17 protein-coding genes and 1 other RNA gene are annotated in these 16,857 nt (G+C 37.5%); 15 read left to right on the plus strand and 3 right to left on the minus strand.

All coding sequences use genetic code 11. The annotated features are described in order from the left end of the window. Nucleotides 1-345: 345 nt before the first annotated feature. A complete protein-coding gene (locus F580_RS0100735) occupies nucleotides 346-1,581 on the minus strand; it encodes an ABC transporter substrate-binding protein (protein WP_019025778.1) in 1,236 nt (411 codons plus the stop codon). Between the two features lie 432 nt (nucleotides 1,582-2,013). Between F580_RS0100735 and ffs the strand changes: the two genes are divergently transcribed. Continuing rightward, nucleotides 2,014-2,110: signal recognition particle sRNA small type (gene ffs / locus F580_RS25810), an RNA gene on the plus strand. 24 nt (nucleotides 2,111-2,134) lie between these two features. Here ffs and F580_RS0100740 read toward each other — a convergent pair. Both F580_RS0100740 and priC read right to left on the minus strand, forming a co-directional pair. Continuing rightward, nucleotides 2,135-2,404, minus strand: a complete 270-nt coding sequence (locus F580_RS0100740; protein WP_019025779.1) for a late competence development ComFB family protein — start codon at nucleotides 2,402-2,404, stop codon at nucleotides 2,135-2,137. Between the two features lie 119 nt (nucleotides 2,405-2,523). Next, nucleotides 2,524-3,276, minus strand: coding sequence for a primosomal replication protein PriC (priC, locus tag F580_RS0100745; protein ID WP_019025780.1), 753 nt, complete (start codon nucleotides 3,274-3,276; stop codon nucleotides 2,524-2,526). 589 nt (nucleotides 3,277-3,865) lie between these two features. On the opposite strand from priC, the gene F580_RS0100750 reads away from it, so the two are divergent. The 14 genes from F580_RS0100750 (at nucleotide 3,866) to apt (ending at nucleotide 16,854) form a co-directional block, all read left to right on the plus strand. Next, nucleotides 3,866-6,490, plus strand: a complete 2,625-nt coding sequence (locus tag F580_RS0100750) for a TonB-dependent receptor (RefSeq protein WP_019025781.1) — start codon at nucleotides 3,866-3,868, stop codon at nucleotides 6,488-6,490. A 126-nt stretch (nucleotides 6,491-6,616) separates the two neighbouring features. Then, nucleotides 6,617-7,591, plus strand: a complete 975-nt coding sequence (locus tag F580_RS0100755; protein ID WP_019025782.1) for a class I SAM-dependent methyltransferase — start codon at nucleotides 6,617-6,619, stop codon at nucleotides 7,589-7,591. A 131-nt stretch (nucleotides 7,592-7,722) separates the two neighbouring features. After that, the gene (locus tag F580_RS0100760) at nucleotides 7,723-8,181 is read left to right on the plus strand and encodes a hypothetical protein (protein ID WP_019025783.1); all 459 of its coding nucleotides are present in this window, start codon (nucleotides 7,723-7,725) and stop codon (nucleotides 8,179-8,181) included. Between the two features lie 469 nt (nucleotides 8,182-8,650). Beyond that, on the plus strand, nucleotides 8,651-9,430 hold the full coding sequence (locus F580_RS0100765) for a DUF3450 domain-containing protein (RefSeq protein WP_019025784.1): 780 nt from the start codon (nucleotides 8,651-8,653) through the stop codon (nucleotides 9,428-9,430). Continuing rightward, the gene (locus F580_RS0100770) at nucleotides 9,430-10,779 is read left to right on the plus strand and encodes a MotA/TolQ/ExbB proton channel family protein (protein ID WP_019025785.1); all 1,350 of its coding nucleotides are present in this window, start codon (nucleotides 9,430-9,432) and stop codon (nucleotides 10,777-10,779) included. Before F580_RS0100765 ends, F580_RS0100770 begins: the two co-directional genes overlap by 1 nt. Then, complete coding sequence (locus tag F580_RS0100775) at nucleotides 10,779-11,303, plus strand: MotA/TolQ/ExbB proton channel family protein (protein WP_019025786.1); 525 nt, start codon at nucleotides 10,779-10,781, stop codon at nucleotides 11,301-11,303. Before F580_RS0100770 ends, F580_RS0100775 begins: the two co-directional genes overlap by 1 nt. 12 nt (nucleotides 11,304-11,315) lie before the next feature. After that, a complete protein-coding gene (locus F580_RS0100780) occupies nucleotides 11,316-11,717 on the plus strand; it encodes an ExbD/TolR family protein (RefSeq protein ID WP_019025787.1) in 402 nt (133 codons plus the stop codon). Between the two features lie 3 nt (nucleotides 11,718-11,720). Beyond that, nucleotides 11,721-12,335, plus strand: coding sequence for an energy transducer TonB (locus F580_RS0100785; RefSeq protein ID WP_019025788.1), 615 nt, complete (start codon nucleotides 11,721-11,723; stop codon nucleotides 12,333-12,335). 2 nt (nucleotides 12,336-12,337) lie between these two features. Further along, nucleotides 12,338-13,633: a tetratricopeptide repeat protein gene (locus F580_RS0100790; RefSeq protein WP_019025789.1), complete on the plus strand. Its 1,296-nt coding sequence runs from the start codon at nucleotides 12,338-12,340 to the stop codon at nucleotides 13,631-13,633. Nucleotides 13,634-13,825: 192 nt separating this feature from the next. Continuing rightward, entirely contained in the window at nucleotides 13,826-14,245 is a 420-nt protein-coding gene (locus tag F580_RS0100795; RefSeq protein ID WP_019025790.1) for an HvfA family oxazolone/thioamide-modified RiPP metallophore, read from the plus strand. A 156-nt stretch (nucleotides 14,246-14,401) separates the two neighbouring features. Continuing rightward, complete coding sequence (locus F580_RS0100800; RefSeq protein WP_026301159.1) at nucleotides 14,402-14,881, plus strand: aminoacyl-tRNA deacylase; 480 nt, start codon at nucleotides 14,402-14,404, stop codon at nucleotides 14,879-14,881. A gap of 65 nt (nucleotides 14,882-14,946) precedes the next feature. After that, entirely contained in the window at nucleotides 14,947-15,627 is a 681-nt protein-coding gene (locus F580_RS27205; RefSeq protein WP_019025792.1) for a DUF1456 family protein, read from the plus strand. A gap of 171 nt (nucleotides 15,628-15,798) precedes the next feature. Next, the gene (locus F580_RS0100810; protein ID WP_019025793.1) at nucleotides 15,799-16,194 is read left to right on the plus strand and encodes a response regulator; all 396 of its coding nucleotides are present in this window, start codon (nucleotides 15,799-15,801) and stop codon (nucleotides 16,192-16,194) included. A 114-nt stretch (nucleotides 16,195-16,308) separates the two neighbouring features. Then, nucleotides 16,309-16,854 (plus strand): adenine phosphoribosyltransferase, encoded by a 546-nt coding sequence (gene apt, locus F580_RS0100815; protein ID WP_019025794.1) that lies wholly within the window; start codon nucleotides 16,309-16,311, stop codon nucleotides 16,852-16,854. The last annotated feature ends 3 nt before the right edge of the window (nucleotides 16,855-16,857 follow it).

Here is a 16,857-nt window from a genome sequence, read left to right on the forward strand (position 1 = left end):
AAGGAGTAATAGACAGTATAGTTACATAATGTAGATATTAGCGATCAGTTGACCTAAAGAACAGCCAATAGCTAACGCCTTTTATGCCCAAATAATGAGCGTTACAAGATGAATACTGAACGACTGCTTAGGTGGCGAAGCGGACTATTTTTGGTGATAAATTTAAGCCGAAATTAAGACCGCTTTGTGGCTTGAGTTCAATTGGTGAATGCAAGGGTAGCTAGTGACCTTAGTGCAATGAACACTGGCAGTTTTACCCTTACAAAAAGCTAACGTCAAAAAAGTGCGCTATATAGCCCTTTTAGTATGTCTCATGAAAGGGGGTAGCCTTTATCTTAATTCTTTTTATTCCTTTTTGATTATTAATACCTCACCATTGGAGTCATAAAACCCCATAGCATAGTCTTTTGTGTCTAATGCCTCATGCGCATCTAAACGACTAGTTGAGTATGGAGAAAACGGTTGATTATATTCTTTAACTAAGCCCATTACTGGATGTTTTAAATTTTCTAAAGCTTTATGGATCGCCTTTTTATCAATAGCTTTATTACCCGTTAAACCCGCTTGGTTTATTGCTGCAATAAGTAATTTGGTTAAATCATAGCTATGAACAAAACCTGTCTGAGCTTTGATATCGTGTTTACTTGCTATAGATTTATTGGATTTTATTGCCTGTATTAACACAGATGTTGCGAATGGTGTAAGTGACTCATTTAAAAATGAAAACTTAGTTTGTATAAATTGTAGATCCAATTGTTCTCGGGTAGATAATGTAGTCTTCTCGGTAAAATCTCCTCCGGTAATTCCCCAATGACTGCGAATTGGTAGATGAAAATGTTTAGGTAATTCAATCATCGCATTAACGAAAGATATTCCTTCGGGAGCATTACCTATGAAGAAAATAACATCGGCACCCGATTCTGTAATTTTACTCAGCATCAATTTGGCATGAGTTGTTTCTACTCCCCAATTAAACCAGTCAATGCCACTAGGATTAATGTTTTCCCCCCTTAAAGCTAAAACTATCTCTTTGTGGTTAGAGCGACCCCAGCTAGTATCTTCAAGTAAAATAAACGGTTTTTTAAACCCTTCGGCTAAAGCACAGCGGCTAATAAAAGCTCCGGCTTTAGTATCGTCAATGGATAATCTGAATATCCAGTTTTCAATGTCTGTACTTCGAGTGATGGGGCCTGCTGCTGCCCATGGATCTAATAGCAACACTTTGTTGTTATTAATAAAAGATTTATTGGACAATATTGGAGGTGAATGCAAGCCAGAAAAAACGACTAAAGCGTTATCATCATTTAAAAAGGACTGAAGATTCTCTCTGCTGTCTAATGGGTTAGCCCTATGATCTTTGAGAACAATATCAAAAATATAACCTTGTATTTTGAAATCTACTTCGGCTAAAGCGGTATTAATGCCTTGTTTAATTGACAGGCTAGAAGATTGGGTACCACTAAAATCTGCATCAATGTATATTGAATATGTATTCTCGGCAACAGCAGGTGTACTCAACAACATTAAGGGGACAAGTAAAGCTTGATATTTATGTAATAAGAAAACAATAAGTTTATACATAAAATGCTCGTAGTATATATTTGGAAGAATAAAGGGGAATTATAGTAAATTAATAGAGCAGCGTTTAATATTCTTCATTGAGCTTCCTCTACTTTTAAAGAAATATTTTTATCGTTTTAATATTTGGCTCATAATTGGGGCGTTATCGATACAAAATCTAATCCAAATTAACTTTAAACTCTCACTGGTTAATGTCCGCAGTGGTGGCAAAGCGGACTATTTATTGTGATAAATACGTGCCTAAATTTGGTCGGCTTTGTGGCTTGAGTTCAACCGATGGATGCAACACACAGGTTAAATTTATCTGCTCAACGTACATATAGGCTAACTCAAGAGAACCAAAATATTGATGACAAATCTATACTATATTGTAGGTAATCTTTTGCTACAATTTTATGTTAATTAACACGATGTGGTTATTGGTCACTAAAAGGCCGAACCCCTCGCAATGATACACTGTGAACTCGGCCAGGTCCGGAAGGAAGCAACCGCAGCAGACGACTCATGTGCCGAGGTGTGGCTGATGGGGTCGCCACCCAATATCTACAGTAACTTACTTCCCCATCCGATCTACACTCATAAACTCAAGCGCTTGAGAAACTGCTTTCTTTACATTGCCCCCCATTTCAAAACGCTCTGATGGCGGTAAATAAAAAGCCATATCGACTTCATGACGAATGTAACGAGTTGGTAGTTGATTCAAAACCACACAGGTTAAATCAGCAATAAAGTCATCATCATATTTTTCATCAAATTTTGCTGAAGCAAAATATTGCATCACTAATTTTTCATAATAGTTATGGATATCATCTGAAATTCTCATACAACCTCTTTTTATTATCAATAAGGTAAGCAACACTTAATAAAGTTAATCAAAGAGTAACCTGAGTTAAAACAAATTGCGAATATATACCCTACGGCTTTGGTTGTTATCTCTGGTGGCTACCTTAAGTTGTTTTTTTCTGCTAATTCAATGTTACGTTCAATAGCGCTAATTGCTTTACGGCATCGGCCCAAACGTAGGTGTAAAGCAAGCACTTCCTGAGACAGTTTGTCGATATTAGCGCTTTTGCTTCTAACGCGTTGTTGCTCACGTTCACTTATCATAGCCATTAACCTTCTTTCAAACTCTTGATGTTCAGTTAACTGCTGGTACAGTTGATGGCTTGACAGTAAAACTGTTTCAGCCAGTTTACGGTATTTTTCACTTTGTTTTAATTGCGCCGCTTTTGCTGATTTCATCCGCACTTTTTTTCTGGCATCAAAGCTCACCTGGGCTGTCTGATGCATTACTTGGTTTGCTTGTAAGGCATTATTTAAGGATGAAATTTGTTGCTCTATTTGTTGTAGCGATGACATGGCGAATTCAGCTTTAGCTGAATTGTCTGTACTTAAGCGAGATAAGCGGGAAAATTCATGCAGTCGCTTTTGTATTTCTGCAACATAATGAGAAAACTTATCACTTTCAGTGCTAAAGAGGTGCTGAGAGAAAAGGTTGTTGTTTTCGATAAAACGATGTGATTTCTGCTTATTATTTAATTGATCTGTTTGCTTGGCTTGTAATGATAAATGCTCAAGAAGTATTGATAAACGTTGAATAGCTATTTCATGTCGATTGTTGTGCATATTGTCAGCGATAAAGGGAATAAGAGGCGCAATTGTAACGCAAAATGCGAAAAAAGCTAAATCAGGCATGCAAAACTTCTGTAAATGGCTAAATTTTGCTACAGGTGTAATTAGATGGAATCACAAAAGTGCAATTATGTAATTATAAGTATACGCCTAGGTTTATTTTCGTGATAACTACCTGATATATAAAATTTAAATTATTAATGATGGGATTTGTTTTTATACTGGAAGGATAGACGGCAATTAATGTGTATTTTGACTAACTAATTGTAATTGTTGGTTATAAGTGTAGTTGTTATTAAAATGTAAAATTAATATTTAACTTTTTTTTAAATATTAAATTAACAGGGTTTTATAATTGTTTTTCAACGGTGATTTTACAATATAATCCTTATACAACAATGCATTACCTTGTTGTTCTTACTTTGTTTTATTACGTGTGCGGATGTGTTCAAATGTGTCCATATGTTATAAATATTACCATTTGGTTATATTTAGTGTTGACGATTCAAGTATTTCCCGTTTACTATCTTAGCGGACAGATCAGGTCATACGACTTGATAAAAGATAAACGAGGCAGCATAGCCTTGAGTCTTTTCAAAATAAAAACAAACAAATAAACAACCAAATCACCTACGTGATCCAGGGAGTATACATGTATAACAATAGTAAAGTAGCTAAAGCGATACGCTTAGCAATGATGTTTGGTGCCGGCGCAGCCGCAACAATCGCAGCACCAACTTTCGCAGCAGCAGCTGATGAAGGCGCAGAAGAAGTCGAAAAAATTGAAGTAACTGGTTCACGTATTAAACGTAGTGACCTTGAAGGTGCTTCACCGGTAACTATAATTACTGCTGCTGATATGAAGATGGAAGGTAACTTAACGGTTGCTGATGCACTTCGTAACTCAAACCTTAACTCTTTTGGTTCTTTCTCTGAACGTTCAGGTAGCTCAGCGCAATCTCAAGCAACTATCAATTTACGTGGTGCTGGTTCTGACCGTACTCTAGTATTAATCGATGGTAAGCGTTTCCCTGGTTCTCCTACATTGGGTGGTTCTTCAGCTAACTTAAACGCTATTCCTATGGCAGCTGTAGAACGTATCGAAATCTTAACAGATGGTGCTTCTTCAACTTACGGTTCTGATGCAATGGCTGGTGTTGTTAACATCATCATGAAGAAGAACTTTGAAGGCCTAGAATTTAATGTTGGTGCTGGTAGTCGTGAACGCGATGGTGGCATGACAAGTAAAGAATTTTCAATTATCGGTGGTTTTCAAACTGATAAAGGTGGCATAACGTTCTCAATCGATCATCAATCTCGTGATGGTATTGCTGATGCGGACCGTGAGTTCACTTCGCCATGGCAGAGAGATTTAGATGGCGACGGAACAATCCAAGCTTATAATGAAACTGATGGTTGGAGTTACTATGGTGCAACAATACTTGCCCCTGATTTCTCTACCGCCATGGCTGCAAGTAATTGTGATGCACTAGAAGCTGAATATGGTACTGATACCTTTAAAAGAACAGCTGCTGATGATGATTGGAGTGAAGGCTCTGAATACTGTATGTTCGCATACGGTAATGTTTCATATAACAAAGCCTCAACTGAACGTAATACTATTTACTTAGATGCAGATTACGATTTATCTGATGATGTTGAGTGGTTTGGTCGTGTAATGTTTACGCAAAATAACTCTTTTGGTCGTTATGCACCACCAGCGGCACAATGGAATGATATCGCGGCAGATAGTGCAAACAACCCATATCCTGACGATGGTGAAGCTTCGTTAGGTTTATACCGTTGGGTTGGTATTGGTAACCGTGACGGTAACGTTCATGATTATAACCAAGATTTCTTAACGGGTTTACGTGGTGAACTTGACTGGGGCGATGCAACTTGGGAAGTGTACTATCACTATAACAAGGCTGATAACAAGTCTATGGGTGAGTACTACTTAAGTTATGCTGGTCTTGCGTACAACGAAAAAAATGATATTCCATTAGGTTCAGAAACTGGTCAAAACAACATGAAAGCAACGACCTTAACCCAAGGTACGTCTGATTTTCATCAATATAATGCTGGCTTAGGCTTTAGCATGTTTGAACTTTCTGGTGGCGAAGTTGCTCATTACGTAGGTATTGAGTATTTTGATACTGTATTTAATGAAGTATATGATGGTCAATCAGAAGCTGGTTTGATTGGTGGCTCTGCGGGTAACTCTGCTGGTGGTGACCGTCAAGTAATGGCAATGTTTTATGAAGCTGCACTGCCTGTTACAGATGACATAGAAATTAACCTTGCAGCACGTTACGATGATTACTCTGACTTTGGTAGCAATGTTTCACCTAAAGCAAGTATTCGCTGGCAAGCACTTGAAAGTTTAGTTATTCGCGCTTCTTACTCTGAGTCTTTCCGTGCACCAGGACTTGATGATTTATATGCAGCCGTTACTTTCAGCGCAGCAGATACAACGGATTACCCGTACTGTGAAGAACGTGGAGAATCAGCAGTAGATTGTCCTGAGAAGCAAGTTAATACTTACATCCGTCCAAATGCAGACTTAGGCCCTGAAACCTCTCAATATGTAAACTTAGGTTTAGCGTGGGATGTTACCGATAGCTTTGGTGTGAAACTTGATTACTTCAGCTTAAACATCGATAACGTTATAACTCAGCGCTCAACAACTAACGTAATTGATGGTATTTATGCAGGTACATTAGCACCTACTGAAACGTTCTACGTTGTACGTGCTCCTGATAATGCACAAGGCCAAATTGGTAAAGCATTAGAAGTTGGTACAGGTACAGGTAACGGTAACCAAATGACAATTGAAGGTGTTGATTTATCCTTTAACGGTAGTTTTGAAACTAGTTTTGGTGACTTTGGTCTTAACTGGACTAACAGCTACATTTTAGATTACACCATTGAAACTGAAGGTGGTGGTGACGCTACTAACACTGCTGGTTGGTCTGGTAACCCTGAATTAAAGTCAGTATTTACTACAACTTACACGATTGGTGATCACCGTCTAGGTTGGAACATGAACTACACTGGCTCTACTTATGAGAAGCAAGAAGAAGGTACATTAGATTCTTGGTTAATCCATAACCTTAGTTATACCTATGACGCAGGTGATATTGGTACAGTAATGTTAGGTATTAATAACCTTACTGATGAAGATCCAATATTGTCTTCTACAGGTAAGTATGAAAACCCTGATCTTTACAACAACTACGGTCGTGAATTCACGGTACGTTACTCAATTACTTTCTAAGCACTAGTTAGAATTGAATATAAAAAGACCCTTTTAGGGTCTTTTTTTTTATTTGATAATTGATAAACTAGGGCTGTGTTATTAAGTATTTTACTTAAGGTAAATATAATATTTTTAGGGTTTTCAATGGGAAATAATAATAAAGAAAACAGTGAATGCTGGAGTGACTATTGGTCTCAGGGGCATCAAACATCTTTTGGCTCTGCTTTTACCGCGGGTTATGAAGGCACAATAAAAAATGTTTGGCTCGATTATTTCCAGACCTTAACTCCAAATAGCCGAATGTTAGACCTTTGCACTGGAAACGCCTCGTTATTGAGGTTAGCTAAAGCCTGCCTCAATGATAATTGTAATATAAACTTAACAGGTGTTGATTACGCTAAAATCCACACAGAGGATGGCTTCTTTGAATTAGAAAATGTTAATTTAGCCTTTGAAATTAATATAGAAAAGTTACCGTTTCAAAATCAGAGCTTTGACCATGTCATTTCTAATTTTGGCATAGAGTATAGTCAATTTAATAAATCAATTGCTGAGGCCGCAAGGGTACTTGTCACTGGCGGCCAAGTTAACTTCGTCTGTCATTGCCATGATTCCATGTTAATCAAAAGCAATGCACAAGAGTTGCATATGCTAATAGAAATGTTTAAACCAATGAATGTTTTGGATAATCTATCAGTGCTGGTTGATGCACTGACTGTACGGCAGAAAAACAGTCAGCAACACAGCAGTGAAGAACAAAGCCTTTATAAAGTCGCTTGTGAACGCGCAGAAGAGGCAAGACATAAGCTTAATGATAATATTGGCTATATTGCCAATAGCTATGAAGTAGCCTTTAGAGAAAGTGATTTCCTAGGGTTTTTGAAGTACTTATTAAGTGCTCGAAGTGGCGATAAAGTTGCCGCATTAAAACTGTATAAGTATGACTTACAAAGTCATAAGGCTAGATTAAGTTCAATGGTCGATGCGGCTTTATCAAAAGAAATACTGGCTGCATTACCTGATATATTCTTAAAAAATGGCTTGATAGCATTTACATTAACGGACGTGATTGACCCGCAGGGTAAAATTGCTTGTCAAATATCGGCAGTGAAGTCTTAGGGGGATTTTGATTGTATTTTGGCGATATTGTTACAAAAGTGTTTCAAGGAGAATGTTTACTTACATTAATTGACTGTTTAATACTTCAATCTATGCGTAATATTCAATGAAACTTAAATAAGGAAATTACAATGAATAACAAACTATTTTTGTCAGCCGCTTTATTGATGTCTATGACCTTTTCAGTATCAGCACAAGAGAATACTCCAGTCGCAGAGCCTTCAGGGCAGGCTGCAACTATTCAAGGATGTGGCGAGATTGTTTTATATAATAAGCCACCATCAACGCGTAATATGCACTTTGCCAGTATTGGTTCAATTGATGGTCAAACTGTCAGCCTTAAATCTAGAAGCTTTAATTTGTCAGCAGGTAAGCACATAATACGTGTACAAGAGCATATAACTGAAGCGTCACTTACTCGTCGTCGTGGCGAGGCAAAAAATTATCATTTAATTGAATTTGTAGTAGAAGCTAATAAGAAATATTCCTTAGGAGCAAAATATATTCGTAAAAATAGAAATAAGTTTGCAACGGGTGAGTACTGGGCCCCTGCGGTATGGAAAACAAGTGATGTGGAATGTAGCGCATAATAGTAATCCACATCACTTAAACAAGGTACGCCATAGCGTGCCTTATTTTTTTTCTGCTTTCACTCTAGGCAATACTTGCGCAACTATCAACCATTCTCACCACAGTTTTTCCAAACAGACGCTTTTTTAAACGTTTTATTCAAATAAATTTGACTTACTACGAAGATGTTAGTAAAACATACCTCTACAAAATTTTTGTCCCTCAAATGACTTAAGGTGATTTGAGTAATTTTGTTAGCAAAACGATACATTTTAGCGTTATTAATATGTGTAACGTTAAAATTTAATACATCGTCTTTACAGTCTCACCTTGACAGCTCTGCTGTCATTTGGGATTATTGCTCAGTTGTATTCATAAAAAGTTACATTTAAAAAAACGACAGACTTTTATATTCGCGGTAATCGACGTTCTAGCAAATCCTTTGTTTGAACAGGTTATTAAGATTAAAAATAGCAATGGTTGGGAACTATGTCCAAAGTAAGTAAGAAAAGCCTTATCGCAACAGCGATGGTTGGCGCACTAGCACTAGCGGGTAGCAATATCGCTGCTGCTGATGTATTAACAGACCTTCAAAAAGCTGAAGCGAAAATCTTCAAGCAATCAGCAAAGTCACAAAATAAAATCAACAGCATCTACGAGCAGACGCAAGATCTTCTTGCTGATTATCGTAATACTGTCGACGAAGCAGACGTATTACGCGGTTATAATGACCACGTTCAACGTATGGTTGATGATCAAAAAACCAGAATTGCTTCATTACAAAAGCAAATTGATAGTATTGATGGCGTTAAGCAAGGCGTTGTACCACTAATGTACAAAATGATTGACGCTCTTGATAAATTCATTGAATTAGATATGCCAATGAACATCGAACGTCGTAAAGAGCGTCTTGCTAATCTTCGTGATGTAATGAACGATTCAAACGTTACTGTTTCTGAGCAATTTCGTTTAGTACTTGAAGCCTATGAAATTGAAGCCAGTTACGGTGGTATTTTTGACGCATATCAAGGCGAACTTGACCTTGGTGATCGTACTTTAACTGCTGATTTCGTTCATATGGGCCGAATTGCTTTAGTTGCACAATCACTTGATGCGAAGAATTCTTGGTTATGGAACAATGAAACACGTTCATGGGATGAGTTAGGTGATGAGTATTTAAAGCCTATTACTGATGCTGTCCGTATGGCTCGTAAACAGTTGCCAATGGACCTAACTAGACTACCAATCTTTGCAGCAGGAGCGAAATAATGAAAAAAGTTTTAAATTTTGTATTGCTAGCAGCGTCTTTAACGACTGGTTTTGTAGCAACTACTCAAGCAAATCAATTAGATGATTTACTTAAACAAGTAAAAGCTGATCGTGTATCAGAAGCTAAGCTTGATAAAAAACGTGAAGCTGAATTTTTATCAGCTCGTGCTGATAAATCGGCTTTATTAACTAAAGCTAAAAATGAATTAGTTAATCAAAATACTCGTAACAAACGATTAACTAACGAATATGCCGCTAATGAAATTACTATCAATCAAAAGTCTGTTGAACTAGACAATGCCACTGGTACTTTAGGCGAAATGTTTGGTGTTTCACGTGCAGCGGCCGCTAATGCTTTTGGTCAAATTAGTACTTCAATTGTAAGTGCTGAATTTCCTAACCGTGGTGAGACGCTAAACCGTATCGCTAACTCAAAAGAAATTCCAAGTATTTCTGACCTTGAAGAACTATGGTTTGCTTTACAAACAGAAATGACTGAGTCTGGAAAAATCTCACAATTTAGTGTTGATGTAACTAACTTAGATGGTACTAAATCTACTGAAACGATTACTCGTATTGGTACATTCAACCTAATTTCTGCTAGAGGTTACTTAACTTATAATGATGAAGTTGGCCAAGTTCAGCCGCTACCTAAGCTGCCACCGGGCTATATCAATGAAACAGCAGAAAACTTTTCTGGTCTAACTTCTGGTTATGCACCGCTTTATGTCGATCCTTCACAAGGTGGTATCTTATCACTTGAAACACGTAAGAAAACGCTTGAGCAATTCTTCCATGAAGGTAAAGAAGTTGGTTACGCCATCACAGTATTATTCATTGTTGGTATTATTATCGTACTTGAACGTTTAATCGTTCTAGGCGGTATGGGTGCTGGTATTAAGGCACAAGAGAAAAACCTTGATAAGCCAAATGAAAATAACCCGCTAGGTCGTTTGCTTAAAGTTTTCTATGATAACCAATCAGCAGATGCTGAAACGTTAGAATTGAAACTTGATGAAGCGATACTTCGTGAAACCCCGCAAGTTGACCGTGGTGTTAACTTAATCAAAATGTTTGCTGCTATTGCTCCGTTAATGGGTCTATTAGGTACAGTAATCGGTATGATTATGACTTTCCAAACAATTATGTTGTTTGGTACCGGTGACCCGAAAATTATGGCGGGTAACATCTCTCTAGCTCTTGTAACTACGGCATTAGGTTTGATTTGTGCATTACCACTTATCTTATTACACTCAATTGTTGCTGGTAAAAGTAAGTCTATTTTACAAAAATTGGACGAGCAAAGCGCTGGTCTAATCGCTGCAATCGCAGAGAAGGGGTCTAAATAATGTTATTCCTGATAGAGCTTTGGGAATCTGTCAGGGGTTTTATTGCGACAGGTGGCAACGTACTTTATGCTGTTGCTTTCGCACTCTTATTAATGTGGATACTGATGATAGAACGTTTTTGGTTCTTATCATCAGAGTACCCAAAACTTAGAGATAGTATTATCGCTAATTGGGACGCTCGCAAGGACACTACGTCTTGGTATGCACATCGAATTAGAGAAACTTGGATCTCCGAAGCAGCAGTAAAACTTGAACAGAACATGATTACCATTAAAACCTTAGTGGCAATGTGTCCTCTTATTGGCCTACTGGGAACAGTAACCGGTATGATCGGCGTATTTGAAGTTATGGCTGAACAAGGTACTGGTAATCCGCGTCTAATGGCCGCTGGTATATCGCAAGCAACTATTCCGACTATGGCGGGTATGGTAGCAGCGCTATCTGGTGTGTTCTTTAGCTCAAGATTAGACGCTAAACTTAAACTAGCAAAGGCTAAACTGATTGACAGTTTACCTCATCACTAGAGAGAACTATTCATGGCACGTAAAAAAATCCGTGAGGACGAAGAAGCAATGATTGATATGACACCGATGTTAGACATCGTATTTATCATGCTGATCTTCTTCATCGTAACCACTTCTTTTGTAAAAGAAGCTGGTATTGAAGTTAATAAGCCTAAAGCGGCTAACCAAACTAAACAGAAAAATGCCAATATTTTTATTGCCATTAGAAAAAATGGTGAAATTTGGTTAGACAAAGGTCGAGTAGACATTGAACGTGTTGGCGCAAGAATTGAAAAATTACTTGCTGAGCAACCTACCGATGTTGTTATCATTCAAGCTGACAAAGATGCCAAACATGGTGTGGTTGTTAAAGTAATGGATGCAATAAAAGATGCTGGCATAGACCGAATTTCTATCGCGGCTGCTAAGGGGTAGTATATGGTTCGCTTTTTAGGATCAATACTACTAGGCGCTTTTGTTGCCTTTGGCTTATTTGCTTTTATGGCTTTTCTTGTTTCTAGCGGTGATAGAAATAAAGAAGATCAACAAGACAATATTATCGTAGAAGTAAATACTACGCCGCCAAAGTCTGCAGCAGAACAGCGACGACGTGTACCACCACCGCCGCCTCCGCCGCCTAAAACGCCACCGAAGCAACAAGCGCCGGAGCCTGAAACCAACAATAATACTGGTGGTATAAGCTTCAATATGCCAGGTGTACAGATGTCTAGTGCATCAACAGGTTTGAATGCTCCTGGAGCAGGTATGGGACGTGATGGCGATGCGACACCAATTGTTCGTATCGAGCCTAAGTATCCGATTCAAGCTGCTAGAGATGGTAAAGAAGGTTACGTTATTCTTTCCTTTACTATCAATAAAATTGGTGGTGTTGAAGATGTTAAAGTACTTGAAGCTAAACCTAAGCGTGTCTTCGATAAAGAAGCTCGACGTGCACTTAGGAAGTGGAAATACAAGCCGAAAGTTGTTGATGGTAAACCTTTAGTACAAAAAGGCTTAACCGTGCAACTTGACTTCAAGATGGGAGTTGATTAGTTATGTTTAATAAATTAGTGTTTAAAAATTTAAAACTTAAAAGATTATCAACTTCTCTTGTTGTGGTCGCTTCGCTACTTGTTGCTCAGGCACCTTTAGCAAATTATGCAGAAGCTGCCGGTGCAGAACAAGTTGAGAAGAAAAAGAAGCGTAAGACTCAACTAGTTGGTCCTCGTGTTGGCAAAAAAGTACAAAAAGCTTTTGAAGCTTTTAGTGCTGACGACGTCAAAGGTGCTTTAGCTATATTGTTAGAGGTTGATGCTTCAAAAGCTTATGATAAAGCCTATGTTGCTCGCATGATTGCCATTTTGTATGCTCAGTTAGGTGATAATGAGCAAAAAACCATTGATTATCTAAAAATAGCTATTGAGCCAGATATCCTTAATGAAGGTGATCAAAGCGAGTCTTTAAAGTTATTGGGTGACATGCAAATGCAAACCAAAGACTTTGAAGGCGCGTTAAAAGCTTATTATGCTTGGATGGATTTCTCTGGTAAAGAAGATGGACAAACCTATATAAAAATTGCTAATGCGTATTACTCATTAAAGCAATTAGATAAGGTTATTGTGCCAGCTGATAAAGCCATTGTTGCTTTTGGTGATAAACAGAACCAAAACCCGTATATCTTAAAGATTACTTCTTATTACGAACGTAAAAAGTATAAAGAAGCAGTTAAGGTGTTGGAAACGGTTATTCAACTTTTCCCAGAGAAACAGCAGTGGTGGGTTCAACTGCCAATGTTTTATTTACTGGTTGAAGATTATGATAAAGCAGCACAAACACTTGATTTAGCTTATAAGCTTGGTCATTTGACTAAAGAAGGCCAAATTAAAACTTTAGCAAGCTTATACTCTCAAACAGAAGTGCCTTATAAGGCGGCGATGTTATTAGAGAAATATATTGCTTCAGGTTTAATTAAACGTGATGATAAAAATATCTCCACGTTGGCTAATGCTTGGCATTCAGCACAACATATTGATAAAGCAGCAGGTTATTACGGTGAATTAGCCAAAATGACTAATAGTGCTAAGCATTATCGTAAACAAGGTATGTTGCTAAAACAAGATGAGCAGTTTGCTAAAGCTATTGTTGCTTTGAATAAAGCTCTTGAGTTAGGTGTTTCTAATCAAGGCCGAATTCATATGAGTATTGCTGAATCGTATTTCTATCTTGAGAAGTACAAGAAAGCCTATGCAGCTATTCAAATAGCAATGAAAGATCCTAGTGCACGTAAGTCCGCGAAGGGTTGGAAAAGCTTTATTGTTGACACAGCTAGAAGAAAGAACGTTCGCATCTAATAGAGTTTTATAAATGCAGCGTTGTGATAAAGCCAGCATATCTTTTTAGATATAGCTGGCTTTTTATTAACTAAAATTCGTTGCGGATGAAATTTTTACTTAACGTTACAGGTCTATTTAAAAAGTCATATAACTAAATCTCAAATATAATGAGACAGTTTAAAAATAAATAAAATCAAAAGGAAATAAATCATGAAAATAGTTAAAAAATCATCATTAGTCGCGGTAGTTAGCTTGCTAGCCTTTAGCCTTTTTGCCAGTAATGCTGCAAAAGCGGAAACAAACCCATTCGCAGCGAATGAACTTGCCACTATTGTTACCGCTCATACAGACAGTAAATGCGGCGAAGGTAAAATGAAAGACCATAAAAAAGGCAAGTGTGGTGAAGGGAAAATGAAAGATCACAAAAAAGGCAAGTGTGGTGAAGGGAAATGCGGCGAAGGTAAAATGAAAGACCACAAAAAAGGCAAGTGTGGCGAAGGTAAAATGAAAGACCATAAAAAAGGCAAGTGTGGTGAAGGGAAATGCGGCGAAGGTAAAATGAAAGACCACACAAAAGGTAAATGTGGTGAAGGTAAAATGAAAGACAAAAGTAAGAAGTGTGGTGGTTAATTGAGTTAGTGAAATAGAATTAGAGATATAAAATAAAGGGGCTTAGGCCCTTTTTTTATGTCTCTAATAAGTGACAAAAATAAAATTGTTAGGCAAGTGAATTGCAGTGATTATGGCTATACTGTTAACAGAGTCTCAACTAAATCCGAGGTTTATATGAACACTTCAACTAGACTTACTCGCTACTTGACTGAAAAGAGCATGCCCTTTAAGTTGTTACCACATTTCCATAGTAATAGCTCTGTTGGCTCAGCAATCACGGCTAACATATCATTAAAGCAATTAGCCAAAGCCGTATTGTTAATAAATCATGATGATAAGAAACTTATGGCAATATTGCCCGCAGCGAATAAAATTAACCTGTCAGCGCTTAATGATAGTTTACATGGTGTGTACCGGTTAATGACAGAAAAAGAAGTCTATCAACAGTTTTCAGATTGTAGTCATGGGGCTATACCTCCAGCGCCTGATTCTTATCATTTAAATATGGTTTTCGAGCAAGTATTAGAGCAACTAAGTGAAGTTTATCTTGAGTCGGGAGATCATGAAACTTTGATTTGCATCAGCCAAGCATCCTTTAAAGCATTAATGACCCAAGGAAAGCACCTTAACTTTAGCCGAGAAGTATTTCATTAACTGATTTGTCAGCTATTAGCGTATAATAGCCTGCTTATGCTTATGCTTATGTACTGGATACAACTGTGAACAATAATGATATTTTGCGCCGCTTGCGTTATACCTTTAACTTTAATGATAAACAAATGGTAGCTATCTTTGCCTCTACAGGTGAAGAGGTTAGCCGTGAGCAGATCAGTCAATGGCTGAAAAAGGATGATGATAGCGACTTCGTTGCTATTTTTGATACCAAGTTAGCTGTATTTTTAAATGGCTTCATTAATGAAAAGCGTGGCAAAAAGCCTGGTGCTCAAGCTATACCTGAAAAACGTTTATCAAATAATATCATTTTAACAAAACTTAAAATTGCCTTGAACCTGCAAGCTGAACAAATAATCTCCTTATTAGAAGAGGTAGGCTTTAACCTGGGTAAGGCGGAATTAAGTGCCTTTTCAAGAAAAGTTGACCATAAACACTATCGTGAATGTAAAGACCAAGTTTTACGTAATCTTCTTCAGGCTATTGATAAAAAATATCATGTTGAAAGGACCAGTAAAATAACAAGTCCAGCACAAGGTAGTGCTAAGTCACCGGCAAGTAACGCCAAAACGACTTATGATAAAAAGAGTTATGCTAAGAAAAAAACCGGTAAACCTGCACCTACATCGCCGTGGGTAGAAGGGGCAAGACCCAATGCCAGTAGTGTTTATATTAACCCGAAGAGCTCAACTACCCCAAAACGTAAACAACTTAAATTATCGAAATAAGTAATTTATTGTTGGGGTGAGTATCCATTGGCACAGAGTTTATACATAAATGTGCCGTTTATATTACAGCTGATTTTTTTTGCCTAAGCTGATTTTAGATAACCCTATATACTGTAATAGTTTTAGGGTAAAATCCGCGACAATTAGGTATTTCTGTTAAAAAAGTTGTATATGAATATATTAGTTGTTGATGATAATAAAGCAGTTCAGGATATGTTATGTGAGTTAATCAGCTCACAAGGGCATAATGTTGATAAGGCCATTAATGGCCTAGACGCGTTAGGGAAAGTACAACAAGGAAATTATCATCTATTTGTGATTGATCATTTAATGCCATTAATGAATGGTTTACAGCTTACTAAGAATATTAAAAACAATCCTGCATTAGCGGGTGCGAAAGTCATATTTATGACTACCCAGGGCATGGAAAGTATTAAAGGTCTGGCAGAATTTTCTCTTTTTGATAAAGCGATTGATAAGCCAATTGATACCGAACAATTTATTGCGGTGTTATCTGAGCTTACCGCTACCAACTATGAATGCGATACGCTGCAGGTTATTGGCTAATAACAGCCAAGCTATTATTTTATCGCTATAAAAACAGCATGAATTGTTTTATGCTCTGTCTATCTATTTATTACTATCAGATAAAGCTAAATCAAAGCTTTCTAATATACTTTCATGAATAATATACAACAGCAGCAGTTAATCAATGCGATCCGCACAGTACCAGACTATCCAGAAAAAGGTATCATGTTTCGTGATGTCACCAGTCTATTAGAGGATGCCGAAGCCTTCTCGTTAACCATCGAGCTATTAGCTGATGTTTACAAGAATAAAGGTTTTACTAAAATCGTTGGCACAGAAGCTCGTGGTTTTCTTTTTGGGGCTCCGTTAGCCTTAGCGTTAAATATCGGCTTTGTTCCAGTAAGGAAGCCGGGTAAGTTACCCCGTGACACCTTTGCGCAAGCTTATCAATTGGAATATGGCGAAGATATTTTAGAAATTCATCAAGATGCCCTAAAGCCAGAAGACAAAGTATTGATCATTGACGATTTACTAGCTACTGGTGGCACTATTGAAGCAACGACAAAATTGATTCGACGTCTAGGTGCACAAGTAGCAGATGCAGGATTTGTAATCTCCCTACCTGACTTAGGTGGTGAAAATCGTTTAGTGGCCCTTAATATTAAGCCTTACTCTTTAGTGCAGTATCAAGGCGAATAACCT

The sequence above is a fragment of the Colwellia piezophila ATCC BAA-637 genome (assembly GCF_000378625.1).
In the GTDB taxonomy this organism is placed as follows: Bacteria; Pseudomonadota; Gammaproteobacteria; order Enterobacterales; family Alteromonadaceae; genus Colwellia; species Colwellia piezophila.